Raw genomic sequence first — 21,988 nt, 5'->3', positions numbered from 1 at the left:
GGCATCCCCAACCGACGGTCATCGTTCGACGTGGATGCCCTTGCCGACCACCGTGATCCCGCTGTCGGTGACGGTGAATCCGCGTGCGAGGTCGCGTTCGCGGTCGACGCCGATCGTGGCACCGTCGGCGAGGACCACGTTCTTGTCGAGGATGGCGCGGTGGATGCGGGCGCCGGCTCCGACGTGCACGTGATCGAACAGGACCGAGTCGGTGATCGTCGACCCGCCGCCGGCGAGGGTCCAGGGGCCCACCACGCTGCGTTCGAGGTGCGTCCCTGAAAGCACGGAGCCCAGCGACACGATCGAGTCGATCGAGTTGCCGATGCGCCCGACGGAGTCGCGCACGAACTTGGCCGGGGGAGAGTTGACCGCCTGAGAGTGGATCGGCCAGTTCATGTTGTACAGGTTGAAGATCGGCAGCGTCGAGATGAGGTCGCGATGCGCGTCGAAGAACGAGTCGATGGTTCCGACGTCACGCCAGTAGTAGCGGTCGCGGTCGGTCGATCCCGGCACGTCGTTGCGGTTCATGTCGTACACGCCCGCCTCGCCGCGGCCCACGAAATAGGGCACGATGTCGCCGCCCATGTCGTGGTTCGAGGTCGGCAGCTCGCCGTCGGCCTCGACGGCCTCGATGAGCGCGTCGGTGTCGAAGATGTAGTTGCCCATCGAGGCGAGCACCTCGCCGGGCGAGTCGGCCAGCCCCGTCGGGTTCTGCGGCTTCTCGAGGAACTCGCTGATGCGCGTCGGGTCGTCCTTGTCGACGTCGATCACGCCGAACTGGTTCGCCAGGGCGATCGGCTGACGGATGCCTGCCACCGTCGCCCGCGCGCCCGACTCGATGTGATCGGCCAGCATCTGACGGAAGTCCATGCGGTAGACGTGATCGGCGCCGATGACGATCACGATGTCGGGCTGCTCGTCGTTGATGAGGTTGAGACTCTGCAGGATCGCATCGGCGGAACCGGAGAACCATCGCTTGCCCAGTCGCTGCTGCGCCGGCACGGAGGTGACGTACGAGTCGAGGAGCGCGGACATGCGCCAGGTCTGCGAGATGTGCCGGTCGAGGCTGTGGGACTTGTACTGGGTGAGCACCACGACCTGTCGCAGACCCGAATTTATGAGGTTCGAGATGGCGAAGTCGATGAGCCGGTACTGCCCTCCGAACGGCACCGCGGGCTTGGCCCGGTCCGCCGTCAGGGGCATGAGGCGCTTGCCCTCGCCTCCGGCGAGGATGATTCCGAAAACCTTGGGGGCGGCGGGCATGGGACCCACCCTAGGCCCCGAGCTCCGGTGCGGGTAGCGGCTACACGCGGGAAGCGTCATGCACTAGGTTTCGTGCCATGCGCGTCGACATCATCACCAAGGAATACCCGCCCGAGATCTACGGCGGCGCGGGTGTGCACGTCACCGAGCTCGTCGGCGCGCTGCGCGATTCGCTCGACGTACGGGTGCGCGCGTTCGGCGCCGAGCGCGATGAGGCCGGCACGACGTCGTACGCGGTGCCCGCCGAGCTGAGCGAGGCGAATGCCGCAGTGCAGACGCTGGGGACGGACCTGGCCATGGTGACCGATGTCGCGGGCGCCGACGTCGTCCACAGCCACACCTGGTACGCGAACTTCGCCGGGCACCTGGCGTCCCTGCTGCACGGCATCCCGCACATCGTGACGGCACACAGCCTCGAGCCGCTGCGGCCCTGGAAGGCCGAGCAGCTCGGCGGCGGCTACGCCGTGTCGAGCTGGATCGAGCGCACCGCGTACGAGGGCGCCGCGGCCGTGGTGGCCGTCAGCGGCGGCATGCGCGCCGACATCCTGCGCAGCTACCCGGCGCTGGATCCCGACAGGGTCCGCGTGATCTACAACGGCATCGACGTGGACGCGTGGCATCCGGTCGAGGATCCGGACCTGCTCGCGACACTGGGCATCGATCCCTCCCGCCCCTCGGTCGTGTTCGTGGGCCGCATCACGCGGCAGAAGGGCCTCCCGTACTTCCTCCGCGCCGCCGAGCTGCTTCCGCCGGACGTGCAAGTCGTCCTGTGCGCCGGGGCCCCGGACACGCCGCAGATCATGGCGGAGGTCGAGGGCCTGGTCCGCGGGCTGCAGCAGACCCGCGAGGGCGTCGTGTGGATCGACCGGATGCTGTCGCGCCACGAGCTGTGCACGGTGCTGACGGCTGCGACCACCTTCGTCTGCCCGTCCGTGTACGAGCCGCTCGGCATCGTGAACCTCGAGGCGATGGCGTGCGGCGCAGCCGTGGTCGGAACCGCCACGGGCGGCATCCCCGAAGTGGTCGTCGACGGCGTCACCGGCCGGCTGGTCCCCATCGACCAGGTGCAGGACGGCACCGGCACCCCCACCGACCCGGAGCAGTACGTGGCCGACCTGGCGCGGGTGCTCACCGAGGTGGTGTCGGATCCCGAGCAGGCGCGCGCCTATGGCGCAGCGGGCCGCGAGCGGGCGACGACGGAGTTCAGCTGGCAGAGCATCGCCGATCAGACGGCCGCGCTGTACGCGGAGGTCGCCGCTCGCGGCCGATAGGCTTGACCGCATGCCGCAGGTGCTCGAGTTCTCCGACGTCGTCGTCCGCCGAAACTCCCGGAACATCGTCGATCACCTCGACTGGACCGTGAACGACGACGAGCGCTGGGTGATCCTCGGTCCGAACGGGGCGGGCAAGACCACCGTGCTCCAGCTCGCCGACACGCTGATGCACCCGACATCGGGGACCGTCTCGATCCTGGGGGAGCAGCTGGGCCGCACCGATGTGTTCGAGCTTCGTCCGCGCATCGGCTTCGCCTCGTCCGCGATGGCCCGCCGCATGCCGCCGGAGGAGACCGTGCTCAACGTCGTGCTCACGGCCGCGTACTCGGTGCTCGGGCGCTGGCGCGAGGACTACGAAGATCTGGACGAGCGCCGTGCCCTGCGCGTGCTGGCGGAATGGAAGCTCGACCACCTCGCCGACCGCACCTTCGGCACGCTCAGCGACGGCGAGCAGAAGCGCGTGCAGATCGCGCGCGCCGTCATGACCGATCCGGAGCTGCTTTTGCTCGACGAGCCGACCGCGAGCCTCGACCTCGGCGCCCGCGAGGAGCTGCTCACGCTGCTGGGCGGCTACGCGCAGGCGCCGACGACGCCGGCCATGATCATGGTGACCCACCATGTCGAGGAGATCCCGATCGGCTTCACCCACGTGATGCTGCTCGCAGACGGCGGTGTCGTCACGGCAGGTCCCATCGGCGAGGCGCTCACGGCCGAGAGTCTCACCGAGGCGTTCGGAGCGCCCATCCACCTGACGCACGACGCCGGCCGGTACGCGGCTCGCGCCGCCCACTGACCTCCGCCGGTCCTCGATTCCCGCTACGGGCCAGAGGCTGGTAAGATCGACCTTTGGTGCGCTCGCACCGCAGACTTTGACCGCCCTGGCAAAATCCAGGGCACCACTCCTCAAAGGACTTCTCATGCAGACTGACATCCACCCCGACTACCAGGCGGTCGTGTTCCGCGACCTCGGCTCGGGCGAGACCTTCCTCACCCGCTCCACGGTGACCAGCGACAAGACCATCGAGCTCGACGGCGTCGAGTACCCCGTCATCGACGTCGAGATCTCGTCCGCTTCGCACCCGTTCTACACGGGCAAGCAGCGCATCATGGACTCGGCCGGTCGCGTCGAGAAGTTCAACCAGCGCTTCAAGAACTTCGGCTCCAAGTAAGCAGCCGCACCGTGAAGGCCCCGCTCCGGCGGGGCCTTCGCCGTTTCTCCCCGGCGGAGCGGTGGGGGATCAGCGGATCGGCCAGCTGCCGTCGAGGCGGTCGTGCGGCTCGATCCGTCCGATCTGGATGAAGTACTCCGTGAGGCTCTCCGCCTGAGCCCGCGCCCACGCGATCTGGCGGGTGTGCAGCTCGTGCGCGGTCGGGGGGAGCCAGGGTGCGAACCGCTCGGCGAGCGCTTGAGCGACGCGCCCTGCCGCCACGGCGTCTGCGGCCGCCTCGTGCGCGCCGTCCAGCCGGACGGCGTAGTGCTCCGCGACGACCGAGAGCGTGCGCTTGCCGCGCCGCCAGCGGTCGTAGGCCTTGTCGACGACGAGCGGGTCGATCACCGGGAACGGCGCGGCGATCGGGTCGATGCCGTGGCGCAGAGCCTCGTTCTTGAGCAGCGAGAAGTCGTAGGGGGCGTTGTACGCGACGACCGGGATGCCCGCGTCGAGCAGAGCGCGCAGCGCCTGCACCACCTCGGCGACGACGGCCGCGGCATCCCGCCCATGAGCTCGTGCGTGCTCGGTGGAGATGCCGTGGATCGCGGCCGCGCCCTCCGGGATCTCGACGCCCGGGTCGGCCAGCCAGTCGCGGGCGCGGACGACGGCACCGGAGGCGTCCAGCAGTCCGACGTGCGCGGTGACGATGCGGTCGGTCGTGACATCCACGCCGGTCGTCTCGAGGTCGAAGACGCCGACGATCCGCAGCCATTCCGGAGTCTCGAACAGCGAGAGCATCTCGGAGCGGGGCGGGTTCATGTCGCTCACGGTATGCGCGGCCTGCGACATCGGCGTCGAGGCGCTCCGCAGGTCGACCCTCGTAGACTCGGGGCGTGACCGTCCCCAACCCGTATGCGCCTCTGCTCGACGAGATCCCGGTCGCGCGCCTCGAGGTCGACGTGCTCGGCGGGCGCACCGCCTATTGGGTCTACGGACCGGCGGACGCGGCGGTCACCGTGGTCGCCGTGCACGGCTTCCGCGGTGAGCACCACGGCCTCGAGCCGGTCGTTGCACATCTTCCCGGCATCCGCGTCATTTCACCCGACCTGCCCGGCTTCGGCGAGACGCCGCCGCTGCCCGGAGTCCGCCACGACATCAACGCCTATGCGCACTGGCTGCGGGACTTCGTGGCCGCGGTCGCCCCGGGCGCCGTGATCCTCGGCCACTCCTTCGGGTCCATCGTCGTATCGGCCGCCGTCGCCGGCGGGCTCGAAACCCCGCGGGTGGTCCTCGTCAACCCGATCGGCGCTCCCGCGCTGGAAGGGCCGAAGGGGGTGCTCACGCGGCTGGCGGTGTTCTACTACTGGGCGGGCGCGCGTCTGCCCGAAGCCCTCGGTGAGGCCCTGCTGCGCAACGGGCTGATCGTGCGGGTGATGAGCGAGTCGATGGCGAAGACGAAGGATCCGTACCTCCGTCGTTTCATCCACGACCAGCACGACACCTACTTCTCACGGTTCGCCGACCGCGATGTCCTGCACGACGCGTTCGTGGCGTCTGTCTCGAACGACGTCCGCGCGTTCGCCCCCCGCATCGCGCAGCCGACGCTTCTGGTGGCGGCAGTGCGCGACGACATCACGCCGATCGAGGCGGAGCGGCACCTCGCGACCCTCTTCCCGTCAGCCGAGCTCGTCGAGATCGACGACGTGGGACACCTGATCCACTACGAGACGCCCGCCGCGGCAGCCGACGCGATCAGGCGCTTTCTCGTGCCTTCCGCGCCCGGTACGCGATGACGTTCATGCGGTTGCCGCAGTTGCCGGTGTCGCAGTAGCGCTTCGAGCCGTTCTTCGAGTAGTCGATGTAGACGGACTCGCAGTCGTCGGCGGCGCACACGCGGATGCGGTCGTATTCGTCCGCGCGGATGACGTCGACGAACGCCATGGCCGCCTCGACCATCATGCGCGTCGCCAGCGGGGAGTCGTCCGACGTCGCATGGATGTGCCAGTCGTACTCGTCGTGGATCACGAGCCGGGGGAGTGCCCGGCCGTCGGCGAGCATGTCGTTGACGATGGGGACCGCGCCGACGCGGTCGACCGCCCACAGCTCGCGCAGGCGCGCGCGGAGCTCACGGACGGACTCGAGCTCTTCCGCGTCGTGCCGGATCGTGCCCGTGTAGGGGTTGGTCTCCAGGAAGCGAGCCAGGTCGTCGGGCGTCTGCAGGGTGTCGTCGTCGTCGAAGCTGGGAAGCGTGTTCACGAGGTCGACCACCATCATGAGCGTGCGTTTGGTGTCATGAATGAAGACCATGTTGACTCCTGACAGGCGATTCGATACCGTCACCAGTGTAAACGCACTTCACTCCTGACAGCCGGATGCCTCCCATGACCGCTTCGACCGCGTCGATCCCGACGTTCGCCCCGCTCACGGCATCCAGCCGCATGCGCAGCACGGGCCTCGTCATGGCCGTGGCCTCCGCGCTCGCGTTCTCCTCGAGCGGGCCGTTCATCAAGCCGCTGCTCGAGAGCGGCTGGTCGCTTGGCGCGGCGCTGCTCGTGCGCATGGGCGTCGCAGGACTCATCCTCTCTCCTGCGTTCTTCGCCGCGATCCGGCGGCAGCCGTCGTTCCTGAAGCGTCACTGGCGGCTTCTGCTCGGGTTCGCCCTGATGCCGGTGCTCGGGTGCCAGCTCTTCTTCTTCTCGGCGATGCAGCGGATGCCGGTCGCCATCGCGCTCCTCATCCAGTACCTCGCGCCGGTCATGCTCGTGGCGTTCGTGTGGCTGCGAACGCGGCGCAAGCCCTCCGCTCTCGTGCTGTGGGGCTCGGGCGTCGCGGTCGTGGGCCTGGTGCTGGTCGTCGACATCTCCGGAGCGTCGTTCGATCTGATCGGAACGCTCCTGGCCCTCGCCGCCGCGGTCTGCGTCTGCGTCTACTTCGTGATCTCCGAGCGCGCCGGCGACGATCTTCCGCCGCTCGCGCTGGCCGCCGGCGGCCTGCTGGCGGGCGCGGCGATGATGGGCGTGCTGTGCCTGGTCGGCATCATGCCGTTCCACGCGCCCGCCGTCTCGGTGGTGCTCGCCGGCGTCGAGGTGCCGTGGTTCGTGCCGCTCCTGTGGGTGGCCGGCGTGGCGACGACCCTCGGCTACGCGCTCGGCGTGATGGCCGTGCCGCGCGTCGGAGCCCGGGTCGCGTCGTTCGTCGGGCTGTCCGAGGTGCTGTTTGCGCTCGGCTTCGCGTGGATCTTCCTCGCCGAGGTGCCGGCACCCATCCAGTTCGCCGGTGGCGCGCTGATCCTCGCCGGCGTCGTCCTGGTCAAGCTCGACGATCTGCGGAGGGCACCGACGCCTTCGATCCCGGCGCCTGCCGTTCCGCTGCCGTAGCGGCTCAGGAGTCGCGCCGGGCCAGCTCCATGAGCGGCATCACGCGGTGGGGGATGACCTCGCCCATCACGAGCGACGTCTCGGTGCGCTCGACGCCCTCGATCGCGAGGATGCGGGCATCCGTGTCGAACAGGTGCTGGGTATCGCGGCAGGCGACACGGACCAGCAGATCGACCTGACCGGAGAGTCCGTGCGCCTGCACGATCTCGGGCACGCGCGAGAGATCGGCGGTGATTCGCGGCAGCTCTGCCTGCCGCACGATGACGCTGATGAACGCCTCGATCGGGTAGCCCAGCGACGACGATGAGATGGCGCGCTCGTACGACAGGAAGACGCCGGAGCGCTCCAGACGCGCCATGCGGGCCTGAACGGTGTTGCGCGAGAGGCCGAGCCGCTCCGCGAGAGCGACGACCGTGGCGCGAGGGTCTGCCGACAGGGCTGCCAGCAGCTCGAGGTCGACGTGATCGAGGGCGCTCATAGTGCGCAAGGTTAGCACGGCCATTCGGCCTGTTGGTTGTCAACATGCTCAAGCCGATCGCGCATGCTTGAGCGAGGTGCGACACCGACGTACCGTTGAGGTGTCGGCGAAGATGCCGGTAGCCACGACGCCTCTCCTCACGAGGGAGGGTTGCACCGAGGAGTGATGACGATGACGCACACCCTGACCCCCACCGCCGATCTTGCGACAGACACCGATGACGTCGCACGGCTGCTGACCCCTGACGGGCAGCGCGTGGTCGACCCCGAGCTCGAGCAGTGGGTGAAGGACGTCGATGCATCGGCGCTCCGGAGCCTCTATCGCGACATGGTGCTGGTGCGACGCATCGACACCGAGGGAGTCGCACTGCAGCGCCAGGGCCAGCTGGGCCTCTGGGCGCCGTGCCAGGGCCAGGAAGGCGTCCAGGTGGGCACCGCCCGCGCCTTCCGCTCCGACGACTTCGCATTCCCGAGCTACCGCGAGATCGGGGTGAACTTCGTGCGCGGCGCCAAGCCCGCCGACTTCGTCCTGGCCTGGCGCGGCGAGGAGCACTCGACGTACAACCCCTACGACATCAACACGGCGACGCCCCAGATCATCATCGGCGCCCAGGCGCTCCACGCGGTGGGCTATGCGATGGGCATCCAGCGCGACGGGACCGACCAGGCGTCCGCCGCGTACTTCGGCGACGGCGCCACCAGCCAGGGCGACGTCAACGAAGCCATGATCTTCGCCTCGTCGTTCCGCGCGCCGGTCGTGTTCGTGTGCACGAACAACCAGTGGGCGATCTCCGAGCCCGTCACGGTCCAGGCGAAGTTCCCGATCGCCGGCCGCGCACCGGGCTTCGGCATCCCGAGTATGCGCGTGGACGGCAACGACGTCCTCGCCTGCCTCGCCGCGATGCGCTGGGCCCTCGACAACGCCCGCAAGGGCAACGGCCCCGCCTTCATTGAGGCCGTCACGTACCGGATGGGGCCGCACACCACCTCGGACGACCCCACCCGCTACCGCGACAAGGACGAGGTCGAGCGCTGGAAGGGCCGAGACCCCATCAACCGCGTCGAGGCGCTGCTGCGCAACGAGGACGCCTTCGACGACGACTTCGCCGCCGCCGTCGCCGCGGACGCCGACGAGCTCGGCGCCGCCGTGCGCGCCGCCGCGCTCGGCGCGACGAGCCGCGAGCCCATCGGGGTGCTCGACCACGTCTACGCAGAGCCCCACTCGGGACTTGAGGAGCAGCGCGCCTGGTTCGGCGCCTACCTCGACGGCTTCGGCACCGACTCCGAGGAGGCGGCACGATGACGCAGCTCACGATGGCCAAGGCCATCAACGAAGGACTCCGCCGCGCGATGGCCGACGACCCCAAGGTCCTCATCATGGGCGAGGACATCGGCAAGCTCGGCGGGGTGTTCCGCATCACAGACGGGCTGCTCGATCAGTTCGGCGGGCAGCGCGTGATCGACACGCCCCTGGCCGAAGCGGGGATCATGGGCACGGCCGTCGGCCTCGCGTTCCGCGGCTACCGCCCGGTCGTCGAGATCCAGTTCGACGGCTTCGTCTACCCGGCCTTCGATCAGATCGTGTGCCAGGTCGCGAAGCTCCACTACCGCACCCGCGGAAACGTGAAGATGCCGATCACGATCCGCATCCCGTGGGCCGGCGGCGTCGGCGCGGCCGAGCACCACTCGGAGTCGCCCGAGGCCTACTTCGTGCACACGTCGGGGCTGCGGGTCATCGCGGTGTCGAACCCACAGGACGCCTACGTCATGCTCCGCCAGGCGATCGCGTCGGACGACCCGGTCGTGTTCTTCGAGCCCAAGCGCCTGTACCACTCCAAGGGCGAGGTCGACCTCGACGTCGATCTCGCCGACGCGCCGCCCATGGGCCTGGCGCGGGTGGCCCGCGAGGGCAGTGACGTCACGCTGCTGACCTACGGCTCGCAGGTGATGACGGCGCTGGATGCCGCGACCGCCGCCGAGGACGACGGTGTGTCCATCGAGGTCATCGACCTGCGTTCGATCTCCCCGGTGGACTACCGCACCGTCACCGCATCCGTCCGCAAGACCGGACGCGTCGTGGTGACGCACGAGGCGGCCCGCGAGGCCGGCGTCGGAGCCGAGCTGATCGCGAGCGTCACCGAGCGCTGCTTCAACTACCTCGAGTCGGCGCCGCAGCGCGTCACGGGGCATGACATCCCGTACCCGCCCGCGAAGCTCGAGAAGCACCACCTGCCCGATCTGGACCGGATCCTCGACGCGGTGGACCGCGTGATGGACCGACCGAACTCGCTCACCGGGGTCGAGCTCTGATGGCCGTCCACGACTTCACGCTCCCCGATCTCGGCGAAGGACTGCCCGAGGCCGAGCTGGTGCAGTGGTCGGTCGCCGTCGGCGACACGGTCACGCTGAACCAGACCATCGCCGAGGTCGAGACGGCCAAGGCCGTCGTCGAGCTGCCGTCGCCGTACGCCGGCACGATCACGGCGCTGCACGCGGCCGCCGGCGACGTCGTCGAGGTCGGATCGGTCCTCATCTCGTTCGACACCGGCGGTGACGACACTCCCGCGCCCGCCCCGGCCGGACGTCCCGCAGAGGCGGCTGCCGAGGAGCCCCTCAAGGCGGAGCCCAACCTCGTCGGCTACGGCGCCGCCCCGCGCGGCAACGCGCGACCGCAGCGTCGCACCCGTGCCGCCGCAGGGCGCCCGATGGCCAGCGACACGGCGGTGCTCGAAGCCGCGCCGCACGACGCGATCCACCATGTCGAGATGGATCGCCCTCTCGAACGGCCCCGGTCCACGCCCCCGGTGCGGCTGTTCGCCAGGCAGCACGGCGTCGACCTGGCGCTGGTCGACGGAACCGGTGCGGGCGGGCTGATCACGCGGTCCGACGTCGAGGCGTACGTCGAACGAGTCGGGGCGCCGATGACCGCGCAGCCCGTCGCTCCCGAGCGCGAGACGGTCCCGACCCATGTGCCGGCCGTCACGGGGGAGCGGACCACGCGCACTCCCATCCGTGGCGTCCGCAAGCACACCGCCGAGGCGATGGTCCGCAGCGCCTTCACCGCGCCGCATGTGACCACGTTCGTCACCGTCGACGTCACGGCCACGACCGAGCTCATCGCGTCGCTCAAGGTGGATCGATCGCTGCAGGACCACAAGATCGGCGTCATGGCGGTCGCTGCGAAGGCCGTCTGCCTGGCCCTTGCCCGCCACCCCGGGCTCAACTCGAAGTGGGACGAGGCGGCCGGCGAGATCGTCGAGCACCACTACGTCAACCTCGGCATCGCCGCGGCGACCGGACGCGGCCTGGTCGTCCCGAACATCCGCGACGCCCAGGACCTCACGCTGGTCGAGCTCGCGGACGCGATCCGGTCCCTCGCCGAGACCGCGCGCGCCGGCAAGACGTCGCCCGCCGAGATGATGGGCGGCACGTTCTCGATCACGAACGTCGGGGTCTTCGGGGTCGATGCGGGCACGCCGATCCTCAACCCGGGGGAGGCCGGCATCCTGGCCCTCGGCGCCGTGCGCCGGCAGCCGTGGGAGCACCGCGGCGAGATCGCGCTGCGCGACGTCATGACGCTCGCGCTGTCGTTCGATCACCGGCTCGTCGACGGCGAGCAGGGGTCGCGCTTCCTGGTCGAGGTGGCCGATGTGCTGCGTGAGCCGGGACGGGCGATGCTGCTGCGCTGAGTCCGCGCACACGTCGACGAGAGGGGGCGGATCCGGGATCCGCCCCCTCTCGTCGTTCGCTGTCCTCAGGCGGTCAGAGCGGCGAACGCCATCGACCCGAGGATGCCGCGCACCTGGCCGTCGGCGGGACGCTCGCGCAGCGCCCGCACGCTGTACGGCGTGGAGTTGATCAGTCCGAAGCAGGAGTGCGCGCGCACGCGCAGGTCGTCCGGCGTCCGGTCGGGGTGGAGCTCCGCGAGGATCGCGATCCACACCTCCACGTACTCGCGCTGGAGGCGACGGACGCCGTGCCGGTCCTCGTCGCTGAGGCTGGCGAGGTCGCGGTCCTGCACGCGGATGACGTCGGACTCCTCGAGGGCGAAGTCGACGTGGAAGTCGATGAGCGAACGAAGCCGGTCGGCGGGCGTACCGCCCTGCTCGACCACGCGGCGACCCCCGGCCAGCAGGCGCTCGCTCACTCCGACGAGGATCGCGCCGAGGAGAGCCTGCTTGTTGGCGAAGTGGCGGTACAGCGCAGGTCCGCTGATCCCGACCGCACCGCCCAGGTCTTCCAGGCTCACGCCGCTGAATCCACGTTCCGCGAACAGTCGTGCCGCTTCCTGGAGGATCGCCGCCTGGCGATCGGCTTTGGCACGATCGCGCTCGGTGACACCGCTTGTCATCTCAGTTAATCCTCGCTAACCTGGACTCCAGTTAGTGAACACTAACCAATCGCGGCGTGTCTGGACAACAGACGTGATCCGATCGTGACGTCAATGGAGATGCACCTGGTGGAAACGACATGAGCGCGCTGACGACCGCCGTCGTCCATGACGAGTCCTTCACCCGCACCGCCGCCGCGCAGGCCGAGCTGGCCGCCGCGCTGCGCGACCGGCTCSCCGCCGTCGCGCAGGGCGGCCCCGAGGCGTCGCGCGCCCGGCACGTCGCCCGCGGCAAGCTCCTTCCTCGTGAGCGCGTCGAGCGGCTGCTCGACGAAGGCAGCCCGTTCATCGAAGTCGCGCCGCTGGCGGCAGAGGGTCTCTACGGCGGGGATGCCCCGGCCGCAGGCGTGATCGCGGGCATCGGGCTCGTCCACGGGCGCCAGGTGATGGTGGTCTGCAACGACGCCACCGTCAAAGGCGGCACCTACTATCCACTCACCGTGAAGAAGCACCTGCGCGCGCAGGAGATCGCGTTCGAGAACCGGCTGCCCTGCGTCTACCTCGTGGACTCCGGCGGCGCGTTCCTGCCCATGCAGGACGAGGTGTTCCCGGATCGCGACCATTTCGGCCGCATCTTCTTCAACCAGGCGCGGCTGTCGGCGGCGGGCATTCCGCAGATCGCCGCCGTCCTCGGCTCGTGCACCGCCGGCGGTGCCTACGTGCCGGCGATGAGTGACGAGACGGTCATCGTGCGCAACCAGGGCACGATCTTCCTGGGCGGCCCGCCCCTCGTGAAAGCCGCCATCGGCGAGGTGGTGACCGCCGAGGAGCTCGGCGGGGGAGAGCTCCACGCCAAGCGATCCGGCGTCGTGGACCACCTCGCCGAGGACGACGAGCACGCGCTCGAGATCGTGCGCGACATCGTCGCCACGCTGCCGCTGCCCGCAGAGCCCGCGTGGGACGTGCGGCCCGGCATCGCGCCCGCGGTCGACCCTGCCGATCTGTACGGTGTCGTGCCGGTCGACGTGAATCAGCCCTACGACGTGCGCGAGGTGATCGCGCGGCTCGTCGACGGCAGCGAGTTCCACGAGTTCAAGCGCGAGTACGGCGAGACCCTCGTCACGGGGTTCGCGCACATCCACGGCCACCCGGTGGGCATCGTCGCCAACAACGGCGTGCTCTTCAGCGAGTCGGCCCAGAAGGGTGCGCACTTCATCGAGCTGTGCGACCAGCGCGGAACGCCGCTGCTGTTCCTGCAGAACATCTCCGGCTTCATGGTGGGCCGGGATGCCGAGGCCGGCGGGATCGCGAAGGACGGCGCCAAGATGGTCACGGCCGTCGCGACGACGCGCGTGCCCAAGCTCACCGTCGTCATCGGCGGATCCTTCGGAGCCGGCAACTACTCCATGTGCGGGCGGGCGTACTCGCCGCGCTTCCTGTGGACGTGGCCCGCCAGCCGCATCTCGGTCATGGGCGGTCCGCAGGCGGCTTCGGTGCTGTCGACGGTCAAGCGCGACCAGCTCGAGGCGCGCGGCGAAGAGTGGCCGGCACAGGCGCAGACCGACTTCGAGGCCCCGATCCGCGCGCAGTACGAGGAGCAGGGGAGCCCCTACTACGCCACCGCCCGGCTCTGGGACGACGGCGTCGTCGACCCGATGGACACTCGCGATCTGCTGGGCCTCGCACTCGACGTCGTCTCGCGCACCCCTCTGCCCGAACCGCGCTTCGGCGTCTTCCGGATGTGACCCTGTGACCGATATCGCTCCCTTCTCCACCGTGCTCGTCGCCAATCGCGGCGAGATCGCCCGCCGTGTCATCCGCACGCTCCGGCGGCTCGGCATCCGCTCCGTCGCGGTGTACAGCGATGCCGACGCCGATGCACCACACGTCCGCGAAGCAGACGTCGCCGTGCGGATCGGGCCGGCCGCGGCATCCGCTTCGTACCTCTCCATCGATGCCGTGATCGCGGCTGCTCGCGAAACCGGCGCCGAGGCGATCCACCCGGGGTACGGCTTCCTCTCCGAGAACGTCGCCTTCGCCCGGGCCTGCGCCGAGGCGGGCGTCGTCTTCATCGGCCCCGGGGAGCGCGCGCTCGAGGTCATGGGCGACAAGATCCGCTCCAAGGAGCAGGTGATCGCGCACGGCGTCCCCACGGTGCCGGGCTTCAGCGCCGCCGGCATGACGGATGCCGAGATCGCGGCCGCCGCCGCGTCGACCGGCTACCCGCTCCTCGTGAAGCCCTCGGCCGGTGGCGGTGGCAAGGGCATGCAGGTCGTGCGGTCCGAATCCGAGCTGCCCGAGGCGCTGGCGACCGCTCGCCGCGTGGCGGCAGCCGCGTTCGGGGACGACACCCTGCTGCTCGAACGGCTGATCGAGCGCCCGCGTCACATCGAGGTGCAGGTGCTCGCCGACGCGCACGGCGCGGTGATCCACCTGGGAGAGCGCGAGTGCACCCTGCAGCGGCGTCACCAGAAGGTCATCGAGGAGGCGCCGTCGCCGGTGGTGGATGCCGCGACCCGAGCCCGGCTCGGCGCTGCCGCGTGCGCAGCGGCAGCAAGCGTCGAGTACCGCGGCGCGGGAACCGTCGAGTTCCTCGTCGCGGGCGACCGGCCGGACGAGTTCTTCTTCATCGAGATGAACACGCGCCTGCAGGTCGAGCATCCCGTGACCGAGCTCGTCACGGGTGTCGACCTGGTCGAGCAGCAGTTGCTCGTCGCCGCCGGGCGGCCGCTCGACCTCGCCCAGGGCGATGTCCGCCTCGACGGTCATGCGATCGAGGCGCGGGTCTACGCCGAGAGCCCCGAGCGCGGCTTCCTGCCCGCGACCGGCACCGTCGCCGTGTGGCGCGAAGCGCGGGGAGTCCGGACGGACGCCGCGGTCGAATCAGGCAGCGTCGTCTCGGCCGACTACGACCCGATGATCGCCAAGGTCATCGCGCACGGCGCCGACCGGATCGAGGCACTCGAACGGCTGGATGCCGCCCTCGCCGAGACCGTGCTGCTCGGCCTCGACACCAACATCGGGTTCCTCCGCGAGCTGCTGGCCGATCCCGGCGTGCGCGAGGGAGCGATGGACACGGGCCTCATCGACCGGATACCGCCGTTCGAGGCGCGCGAGCCCTCACCTGCTGCGCTGCGCGTGGCCGCGATGACGGCGGACATCATCGAACGGGCCGCCGATGACAGCGACCGTCGCGCAGGGGCCCTGTGGCGCCGCGCATCGGGCTGGCGTGCCGGAAGCGCGGCCACGGTCCGCTCCGTCGCCGTCGAGACGTCGACCGGTGACGTGCGCCAGGTCGTGTTGCCGGATGGGGTCGGTCTGCCGGTCGTGCCGGTGGGCAGGCAGGGCTGGCGGGCCGCCGGCTCGGCGACCGACATCCCTTCGGGAACAGTCGGTGCGCAGGACGACGACGGCTGGACCTGGGTCCATGCCGACGGCGCGACCCACCGTGTGCGCCCCCTCACCCGCCGGCAGGCGATGGAGAAGCGCCTGGCCGAGCGCGACCGCGATGCCGCCGCGACCGACCCCGAGCTGCGCGCACCGATGCCCGGCGCCGTCGTCGCGGTCCACGTGAGCGACGGCGCGACCGTCGCCGCCGGTGAGCGCATCGTCACCATCGAGGCAATGAAGATGGAGCACCCCGTCCTCGCCCCGCACGGCGGTGTCGTGCGACTGGACGTCGCCACCGGCGAGCAGGTGCGCCGCGACCAGGTTCTCGCTCACGTCTCCGCTTCCGCCGAACCCGCCCACGAGGCATCCGATTCCCGCTCCTGACCACCCCGAGGAGATCCCATGGACCACTTCAATCTGACCGACGACGAGCGCGAGCTCGCCCGCATGGTGCGCGACTTCGCCGACGAGGTCGTCGCACCGCAGGCCTATGAGGCCGACCGCACCAAGACCCTGCCGATGGACGTCGTCGCCCAGATGGGCGACCTCGGACTGTTCGGCCTGCCGTTCCCCGAGGAGTACGGCGGTCAGGGCGGCGACTACTTCGCACTGTGCCTGGCGATCGAGGCGCTCGGCCGCGTGGACCAGTCCATCGCGATCACGCTGGAGGCAGGCGTCAGCCTCGGCGCCATGCCGGTGTTCCGCTTCGGCACGAAGGCGCAGAAGCAGGAGCTCCTGCCCGATCTGCTCGCCGGAAAGGGCCTCGCCGGCTTCGGCCTCACCGAGCCCGAGGCGGGCTCCGACGCCGGCGCCACCCGCACGACCGCGAAGCTGGACGGCGACGAGTGGGTCATCAACGGCTCGAAGCAGTTCATCACCAACTCCGGCACCGACATCACCCGGTTCGTGACCGTCACCGCCGTGACGGGGGAAAGCGACGGTCGCAAGGAGATCTCGACCATCATGGTGCCGACCGGCACCCCCGGCTTCACCGTCGAGCCCGGGTACGACAAGGTCGGCTGGCACGCCTCCGACACGCACCCGCTCACGTTCCAGGACGTGCGGGTACCGGAGGCGAACCTGATCGGCGAGCGCGGCCGCGGCTTCGCGAACTTCCTGCACATCCTCGACGAGGGGCGCATCGCGATCGCCGCACTGTCGACGGGTGCGGCGGAGGGCTGCCTCGAAGCCGCCGTGGACTATGCCAAGAAGCGCACCGTGTTCGGCGACGCCCTCTCGACGCGCCAGGGGATCCAGTTCCTGCTCGCGCGCATGCAGCTGCGGGTCCACAACGCCCGGCTGGCGTGGCACCACGCCGCGCGCCTGCGCGACGCCGGCAAGCCGTTCAAGGCCGAGGCCGCGATCGCCAAGCTCACCGCGAGCGACGCCGCCATGGACAACGCCCGCGACGCCACGCAGGTGTTCGGCGGCAACGGCTTCATGAACGAGTATCCGGTCGCTCGCCATTACCGCGACTCCAAGATCCTCGAGATCGGCGAGGGCACGAACGAGGTGCAGCTGCTCGTCATCGCGCGGGCGCTCGGAGTAGCGTGACTCAGGTGAGCGACAGCGGCCAGGGCAAGGAGATCGTTCAGCGGGGGCTGTACTTCGACGAGCTCGAAGTCGGGGCGCGCTACGCGCACCGGCCCGGCCGCACCGCGACCGAGGCCGACAACGTGCTGTTCTCGTCGCTCACCATGAACACGCAGGCGCTGCATCTGGATGCCGCGTACTCCGAGTCGCAGCCTTTCGGCCAGCGGCTGATGAACTCGATGTGGACGCTGTCGACCATGGTCGGCGCATCCGTCTCGCAGATCACCCAGGGCACGCTCGTCGCCCAGCTCGGCCTGAGCGACATCGCCTTTCCCGCACCGCTCTTCCACGGCGACACGCTGTACACCGAGACCGAGGTGGTCGACAAGCGGCTGTCGTCCTCGCGACCGGGGCAGGGCATCGTGACGCTGCGCCACACCGGCCGCAATCAGGCCGGCGACGTCGTCGCGACGGCGACGCGCGTCGCGCTCATGTGGTGCGCACCCGTCGATGGGCGAGAGTCATGATGTCGCTGGGTCCCGCGATCCTGTTCTGCCCCGCGGATCGCCCGGAGCGGTACGCGAAGGCGCTGGAGCGCTCCGACGCGGTCATCCTCGATCTCGAGGACGCCGTGGCGCCGGACGCCAAGGCCGCGGCGCGCGGCGCCGTCATCGAGTCCGAGCTAGACCCCGACCGCGTCATCGTGCGCGTGAACCCGCCCGGCACCGATGACTTCGTGTCGGATCTCGCCACGCTGTCGCAGACCGACTACCGGCGGATCATGGTCGCCAAGTGCGAGTCGCCCAAGCGTCTCCAGAGGATCGACCAGCGGTTCGAGGTCATCGCCCTGTGCGAGACCGCCAAGGGAGTCGCCCAGGTCGAGCGGATCGCCGCGCTGGGCAACGTCAGCGCGCTGATGTGGGGCGCGGAGGACCTGGTCGCCAGCATCGGGGGCACCTCCAGCCGCAAGCCCAACGGCCGCTACCGCGACATCGCCCGCTACGCCCGGTCACGGGTGCTCCTGGCGGCCGCGGCGCGGGGCAAGGCGGCGATCGACGCCGTGCACCTGGACATCTCCGACACCAAGCGCCTGGCCATCGAGGCGGCGGATGCCGCGGCATCCGGCTTCGTGGCGACCGCGTGCATCCATCCGAGCCAGGTCGCGATCATCCGCGATGCCTACCGCCCCGACGACAAGGCCGTCGCATGGGCCGACGCCGTGCTGACCGCGGCCGAGGGCGAGCGCGGGGTCTTCACGTACGAGGGGCGCATGGTGGACGAGCCGGTGCTGCGGCACGCGCGCGCGGTCCTGCGGCGAGCCGCTCGATGAGCGAGGTCTCGCCGCTGACCCCGCGGATCGGCAAGGTCGCGTCGCGCGAGCTCGCCCTCAACGGGATCACCGGGTACGAGGATCTGCTCGAGCGGACCCCGGACCAGCTGCTGGCCATCCACGGCGTCGGCCCGAAGGCGGTTCGGATCCTCGCCGAAGAGCTCGCTGCCCGCGGTCAGTCGTTCGCCGCGACGCGCTGAGCCGCGATCTCGCGCGCGACCCGGCCGATCAGCTCGTACGGCACCTCGCGGTCATGCGGGAAGACCACGGAGTCCTTCTCGGCACGGAACGGCGCGACCTCGGCCTCGAGCTTCTCCGGCAGGGCCGGCACGGGGTAGAGGCCGATGTGCTTCTTCCAGCCGGCGTAGTGCAGCGCGTAGCGGCCGCCGAGCATGACGGCCGCGATGCCGTAGCGCATCTTCTCTTCGGGCTGCTCGCCCGATTCGGAGGCGACCGCCTCGACGATCTCGGTGCGGACCCTGCTCAAGCGCTCGGAGACGTCGGAGGGAAAGCCTGCGATGTACTCGTCGATGGTCGCGGCTGCCGGCATGGAGCCGAGCCTAGACCGCGGCCCCCGCGTAGGCCAGGAGGCGCAGGCGCTCCCGCTCGTACAGCAGATCGTGGGCAGAGCCGTTGGCGAGGCGTTCGCCGTCCGCGGGGAGCTCGCCACCGGACGCGTGGCGCAGCAGCTCGCGGATGACACCGCCGTGGGCGACCACGACCAGTGAGGCGGCACCCGGGGCCGTGGCACGACGATGGTCCCGCACCGCGAGGGCCAGGGCGCTCAGGACTCGCTCCCGGAGCACCGGAAGCGGCTCGGCGCCGGGGACGTCCGCGGCACCCCAGCCACCCCATCGCCGGAAGAACTCCGCCCCCTCGATGCCCTCCGCCTCGCCGTACGAGCGCTCGCGCAGGCCGGCGTAGATCCGCGGCGCACCGACACCGAGCTCTGCGGCGATGATCTCCGCGGTCTCGCGTGCGCGCGACAGGTCGCTCGAGACGACGGTCACGGGAACGGCAGCGTCACGCGCGTCGCGCAGAGCGATCCCCGCGGCGCGGGCCTGTTCGCGGCCGGTGTCGTTGAGGGGGATGTCGGTCGAGCCCTGGATGCGCCCGGCGCGGTTCCAGTCGGTCTCGCCGTGGCGGATGAGGGTCAGCGCGGTCACCCGGAGAGCCTACGGCCACGCGCCTGTCAGCGCGCTGAGGGGAGGGCGTCGGCGAGGGCACGCAGCACTTCGCTCGTGCCGCCCTCGACCTTCACGGTCGCCCGCGCATCGGCCCGCGTGAGCCCGCGATTGACGATCACGACGGGGAGCCGCCGCCGCCGAGCGCGCTCCAGGAGACGGATGCCGGAGTTCACGACGAGCGAGGAGCCGGCGATGACCAGGCCCTCGCTGGTGTGGACCAGCTGCTCGGCCTCGCGGAACTTCTCGGCGGGGATGTACTCGCCGAAGAAGACCACGTCGGGCTTCAGCATCCCGCCGCAGACGGTGCAGACCGGCACCACGAAGTCCTCGCTCGTCTCGGGGAGGACGTCGCCGTCCGGTCCGAGTGCGACGTTCTCGGGCACCAGGATCCACGGGTTGTCCGCCTCGACGCGCTGGGCGAGGTCCCGTCGGTCGAACACCTGGCCGCAGTGGGTGCAGAACACGCGGCGCATCGTGCCGTGGAGCTCGACGACCCGACGGCTGCCCGCGCGCAGGTGGAGCCCGTCGACGTTCTGCGTGATGACGCCCGTCGCGATGCCGCTCTGCTCGAGGTCGGCGAGGGCGAGGTGTCCGCCGTTCGGCTCGGACGCGGCGAACGCCCGCCAGCCGAGGTGACTGCCGACCCAGTACCGCCGCCTGGCGGCCTCACTGGAGAGGAACTGCTCGACGGTCATCGGCGTGCGCACGGGTGCGCCCTTGCCGCGGTAGTCGGGGATGCCGGAATCGGTCGATACGCCCGCACCCGTGAGCACCGCGATCCGCCGTCCGGCCAGCGCCTCGACCGCGCGCGAGACGGCGTCGGTCGCAGCAGCGTCGTGCTCGGTCACGGTAGTCACGGAATCACCCCTTCGGGTCAGAGTGTAGGCGTCGTGGTTTACCGGGATGTTACGACGCGTGCGAGAGTGGACGGGTGGGGATGGAACGGGTCACGGCGCCGGACGACGAACGACTCGCCGACTATCGCGATCTGACCGACGTCGCGCTGCGCCGGGTGCTCGAGCCCGAGGGCGGCCTCTACATCGCCGAGTCCTCGAAGGTGATCGGCCGGGCGATCGCCGCAGGCCACACGCCGCGCTCGGTCCTGGTGCAGGAGAAGTGGCTGCCCGACCTCGAACCTGTTCTCACGGCGCACCCCGAAACGCCGGTCTACGTGGTGGATGCCGCGATCGCCGAGCAGCTGACGGGCTACGCCGTGCATCGCGGGGCCCTCGCCGCGATGCACCGGCCGACGCCGGCGCCGGTGGCGGACGTGATCGCCGGCGCCCGGCTGGTCGTGGTGCTCGAGGACCTCGTCGACCACACCAACGTCGGGGCGATCTTCCGCGCGGCCGCAGGGCTGGGCGCGGACGCGGTCCTCGTGAGCGCGCGATGCGCCGACCCGCTGTACCGCCGAAGCGTGCGCGTCAGCATGGGCACCGTGTTCCAGGTGCCGTGGACGCGTCTGCCGAAGTGGCCCGAGGCACGCGGCATCCTTCACGAAGCGGGGTTCCACCTCGCCGCCCTGGCCCTGGCGGACGACGCCGTCGCGCTCGACGACTTCCGCGCGTCCGTGCCGGGACCGGTTGCCCTGATGCTCGGCGCGGAGGGCGACGGGCTCAGCCGAGCCGCGCTCGCGGCCGCCGACACGGTCGTCACCATCCCGATGGCCGGCGGCGTGGACTCGCTGAACGTGGCCGCCGCCTCGGCGGTGGCGCTGTGGGAGCTGCGTCCCGGCCGCAGCGCCTGACACGCTCCGGCAGGAGTCAGTCGTCGGCATCCGCCTCATCGGCACTCGGCACGATGGTCGTGATCGGCGTCGGGTCGGGCCGTTTGGCGGTCACGAAGTCGCCGGACGACTGGTGCCGCAGCCGCCGGAGCACCCACGGCACGAGGAACTCGCGCGCCCACACCAGGTCGACGGCTCGAGCCTCGCGCCACGTGCGGTTGGGGAACGGGTCGGGCTGCATCGGCTGCAGGTCATTGGGGACGTTCAGAGCGCGCAGCACCATCCGCGCGACCTCGTGGTGTCCGAGCCGGTTGTAGTGCAGGCGATCATCGTCGAAGAAGCGCATGTCCTGCACCTCTTTGAGAGCCCATTGGTCGGCCACGATGCAGTCGTGCCGGTCGGCGATCGCACGGATGTTCTCGTTGTAGATCGCGACCTTGCCGCGGATGCCGCGGAACACCGGCGTGAAGTTCGTGTCGATCCCCGTGAAGACCACGACCGTCGCGCCCTCGCTGCCCAGGCGGACCACGGCGTCCTCGAACAGCTGCGCCGCCGCGTCCGGGTCGCTGCCGGGCCGGATCACGTCGTTGCCGCCCGCCGAGAACGTGACGAGGTCGGGCTTGAGCGCGAGGGCCGGTTCGACCTGTTCGGCCACTATCTGACCGATCAGCCTGCCGCGGATCGCGAGGTTGGCATACGCGAAGTCGTCGACCTGTGCGGCGAGCACCTCGGCGACCCGGTCCGCCCAGCCGCGGTGCGATCCGGGCGACGTCGGGTCGGGATCGCCGATGCCCTCGGTGAACGAATCGCCGACGGCGACGAAGCGGCGCCAGGGATGCGGCTGCGGATTCGGAATGAAGGGAGTGCGGTGATCGTCGCTCATGTGCTTCCTCGGTTCGTGGCCGATGCCAGGCTATCGCGGGCGTCGGACCCCGCCCGTCCGTGCCGGC

At 70.4% G+C, this 21,988-nt stretch carries 24 protein-coding genes; 15 read left to right on the top strand and 9 right to left on the bottom strand.

The window, feature by feature from the left end:
- Positions 1-18: 18 nt before the first annotated feature.
- Positions 19-1,263, bottom strand: a complete 1,245-nt coding sequence (locus ASD56_RS10275; protein WP_055965189.1) for a glucose-1-phosphate adenylyltransferase — start codon at positions 1,261-1,263, stop codon at positions 19-21.
- Between the two features lie 77 nt (positions 1,264-1,340).
- Between ASD56_RS10275 and glgA the strand changes: the two genes are divergently transcribed.
- The 3 genes from glgA (at position 1,341) to ASD56_RS10260 (ending at position 3,706) form a co-directional block, all read left to right on the top strand.
- Positions 1,341-2,534, top strand: coding sequence for a glycogen synthase (gene glgA / locus ASD56_RS10270; protein WP_055965186.1), 1,194 nt, complete (start codon positions 1,341-1,343; stop codon positions 2,532-2,534).
- Between the two features lie 10 nt (positions 2,535-2,544).
- The gene (locus ASD56_RS10265) at positions 2,545-3,330 is read left to right on the top strand and encodes an ABC transporter ATP-binding protein (protein WP_055965184.1); all 786 of its coding nucleotides are present in this window, start codon (positions 2,545-2,547) and stop codon (positions 3,328-3,330) included.
- A 124-nt stretch (positions 3,331-3,454) separates the two neighbouring features.
- Positions 3,455-3,706, top strand: coding sequence for a type B 50S ribosomal protein L31 (locus ASD56_RS10260; protein ID WP_055965180.1), 252 nt, complete (start codon positions 3,455-3,457; stop codon positions 3,704-3,706).
- Positions 3,707-3,775: 69 nt separating this feature from the next.
- Here the strand turns inward: ASD56_RS10260 and ASD56_RS10255 are convergent, their stop codons facing one another.
- Entirely contained in the window at positions 3,776-4,507 is a 732-nt protein-coding gene (locus tag ASD56_RS10255; RefSeq protein ID WP_235565646.1) for an exonuclease domain-containing protein, read from the bottom strand.
- Positions 4,508-4,581: 74 nt separating this feature from the next.
- Here ASD56_RS10255 and ASD56_RS10250 point away from each other — a divergent pair, with 74 nt between their 5' ends.
- Positions 4,582-5,481, top strand: coding sequence for an alpha/beta fold hydrolase (locus ASD56_RS10250; RefSeq protein WP_055965177.1), 900 nt, complete (start codon positions 4,582-4,584; stop codon positions 5,479-5,481).
- Here the strand turns inward: ASD56_RS10250 and ASD56_RS10245 are convergent.
- A complete protein-coding gene (locus ASD56_RS10245) occupies positions 5,441-5,995 on the bottom strand; it encodes a CGNR zinc finger domain-containing protein (protein ID WP_055965174.1) in 555 nt (184 codons plus the stop codon). The genes ASD56_RS10250 and ASD56_RS10245 overlap by 41 nt on opposite strands.
- 74 nt (positions 5,996-6,069) lie before the next feature.
- Here ASD56_RS10245 and ASD56_RS10240 point away from each other — a divergent pair, with 74 nt between their 5' ends.
- Positions 6,070-7,065 carry a DMT family transporter gene (locus tag ASD56_RS10240; RefSeq protein ID WP_055965171.1) on the top strand — a complete coding sequence of 332 codons (996 nt, stop codon included), beginning with the start codon at positions 6,070-6,072 and terminating at the stop codon, positions 7,063-7,065.
- 4 nt (positions 7,066-7,069) lie between these two features.
- Here ASD56_RS10240 and ASD56_RS10235 read toward each other — a convergent pair whose 3' ends face one another.
- Positions 7,070-7,543, bottom strand: a complete 474-nt coding sequence (locus tag ASD56_RS10235) for an Lrp/AsnC family transcriptional regulator (protein WP_055965166.1) — start codon at positions 7,541-7,543, stop codon at positions 7,070-7,072.
- A 165-nt stretch (positions 7,544-7,708) separates the two neighbouring features.
- Between ASD56_RS10235 and pdhA the strand changes: the two genes are divergently transcribed.
- The 3 genes from pdhA to ASD56_RS10220 are packed head-to-tail and all read left to right on the top strand — an operon-like array spanning position 7,709 to position 11,231.
- The gene (gene pdhA / locus ASD56_RS10230) at positions 7,709-8,845 is read left to right on the top strand and encodes a pyruvate dehydrogenase (acetyl-transferring) E1 component subunit alpha (protein WP_082541411.1); all 1,137 of its coding nucleotides are present in this window, start codon (positions 7,709-7,711) and stop codon (positions 8,843-8,845) included.
- Positions 8,842-9,852: an alpha-ketoacid dehydrogenase subunit beta gene (locus tag ASD56_RS10225; RefSeq protein ID WP_055965164.1), complete on the top strand. Its 1,011-nt coding sequence runs from the start codon at positions 8,842-8,844 to the stop codon at positions 9,850-9,852. The genes pdhA and ASD56_RS10225 overlap by 4 nt, the downstream gene beginning before the upstream one ends.
- Positions 9,852-11,231 carry a dihydrolipoamide acetyltransferase family protein gene (locus ASD56_RS10220; RefSeq protein ID WP_055965162.1) on the top strand — a complete coding sequence of 460 codons (1,380 nt, stop codon included), beginning with the start codon at positions 9,852-9,854 and terminating at the stop codon, positions 11,229-11,231. Before ASD56_RS10225 ends, ASD56_RS10220 begins: the two co-directional genes overlap by 1 nt.
- A gap of 65 nt (positions 11,232-11,296) precedes the next feature.
- On the opposite strand, the gene ASD56_RS10215 is transcribed toward ASD56_RS10220, so the two are convergent.
- Positions 11,297-11,893: an SACE_7040 family transcriptional regulator gene (locus ASD56_RS10215; RefSeq protein WP_055965159.1), complete on the bottom strand. Its 597-nt coding sequence runs from the start codon at positions 11,891-11,893 to the stop codon at positions 11,297-11,299.
- A 119-nt stretch (positions 11,894-12,012) separates the two neighbouring features.
- On the opposite strand from ASD56_RS10215, the gene ASD56_RS16195 reads away from it, so the two are divergent.
- The 6 genes from ASD56_RS16195 to ASD56_RS10185 are packed head-to-tail and all read left to right on the top strand — an operon-like array spanning position 12,013 to position 18,325.
- The gene (locus ASD56_RS16195) at positions 12,013-13,617 is read left to right on the top strand and encodes a carboxyl transferase domain-containing protein (protein ID WP_055965156.1); all 1,605 of its coding nucleotides are present in this window, start codon (positions 12,013-12,015) and stop codon (positions 13,615-13,617) included.
- Positions 13,618-13,621: 4 nt separating this feature from the next.
- Complete coding sequence (locus ASD56_RS10205) at positions 13,622-15,646, top strand: acetyl/propionyl/methylcrotonyl-CoA carboxylase subunit alpha (protein ID WP_055965153.1); 2,025 nt, start codon at positions 13,622-13,624, stop codon at positions 15,644-15,646.
- A gap of 18 nt (positions 15,647-15,664) precedes the next feature.
- A complete protein-coding gene (locus ASD56_RS10200) occupies positions 15,665-16,816 on the top strand; it encodes an acyl-CoA dehydrogenase family protein (RefSeq protein ID WP_055965150.1) in 1,152 nt (383 codons plus the stop codon).
- A 5-nt stretch (positions 16,817-16,821) separates the two neighbouring features.
- Positions 16,822-17,322, top strand: coding sequence for a MaoC family dehydratase (locus ASD56_RS10195; RefSeq protein WP_055965875.1), 501 nt, complete (start codon positions 16,822-16,824; stop codon positions 17,320-17,322).
- A complete protein-coding gene (locus tag ASD56_RS10190) occupies positions 17,319-18,125 on the top strand; it encodes an HpcH/HpaI aldolase/citrate lyase family protein (protein ID WP_055965147.1) in 807 nt (268 codons plus the stop codon). Before ASD56_RS10195 ends, ASD56_RS10190 begins: the two co-directional genes overlap by 4 nt.
- On the top strand, positions 18,122-18,325 hold the full coding sequence (locus ASD56_RS10185) for a hypothetical protein (RefSeq protein WP_055965145.1): 204 nt from the start codon (positions 18,122-18,124) through the stop codon (positions 18,323-18,325). The genes ASD56_RS10190 and ASD56_RS10185 overlap by 4 nt, the downstream gene beginning before the upstream one ends.
- On the opposite strand, the gene ASD56_RS10180 is transcribed toward ASD56_RS10185, so the two are convergent.
- From ASD56_RS10180 to ASD56_RS10170, 3 genes are read right to left on the bottom strand one after another with little or no spacing between them, the layout of a single operon-like run.
- Positions 18,301-18,675, bottom strand: coding sequence for an iron chaperone (locus ASD56_RS10180; protein WP_055965142.1), 375 nt, complete (start codon positions 18,673-18,675; stop codon positions 18,301-18,303). The genes ASD56_RS10185 and ASD56_RS10180 overlap by 25 nt on opposite strands.
- 10 nt (positions 18,676-18,685) lie before the next feature.
- Positions 18,686-19,291: a histidine phosphatase family protein gene (locus tag ASD56_RS10175; RefSeq protein ID WP_055965139.1), complete on the bottom strand. Its 606-nt coding sequence runs from the start codon at positions 19,289-19,291 to the stop codon at positions 18,686-18,688.
- A gap of 26 nt (positions 19,292-19,317) precedes the next feature.
- Positions 19,318-20,169: a Sir2 family NAD-dependent protein deacetylase gene (locus tag ASD56_RS10170; protein WP_055965137.1), complete on the bottom strand. Its 852-nt coding sequence runs from the start codon at positions 20,167-20,169 to the stop codon at positions 19,318-19,320.
- A gap of 80 nt (positions 20,170-20,249) precedes the next feature.
- On the opposite strand from ASD56_RS10170, the gene ASD56_RS10165 reads away from it, so the two are divergent.
- On the top strand, positions 20,250-21,059 hold the full coding sequence (locus ASD56_RS10165) for a TrmH family RNA methyltransferase (RefSeq protein WP_055965134.1): 810 nt from the start codon (positions 20,250-20,252) through the stop codon (positions 21,057-21,059).
- A gap of 16 nt (positions 21,060-21,075) precedes the next feature.
- Here the strand turns inward: ASD56_RS10165 and ASD56_RS10160 are convergent, their stop codons facing one another.
- Positions 21,076-21,921 carry an SGNH/GDSL hydrolase family protein gene (locus ASD56_RS10160; RefSeq protein ID WP_055965131.1) on the bottom strand — a complete coding sequence of 282 codons (846 nt, stop codon included), beginning with the start codon at positions 21,919-21,921 and terminating at the stop codon, positions 21,076-21,078.
- Between the last annotated feature and the right edge of the window lie 67 nt (positions 21,922-21,988).

It is taken from the genome of Microbacterium sp. Root166 (assembly GCF_001427145.1).
Classification (GTDB): domain Bacteria; phylum Actinomycetota; class Actinomycetes; order Actinomycetales; family Microbacteriaceae; genus Microbacterium.
This window is presented reverse-complemented; position numbering and strand designations above follow the sequence as displayed.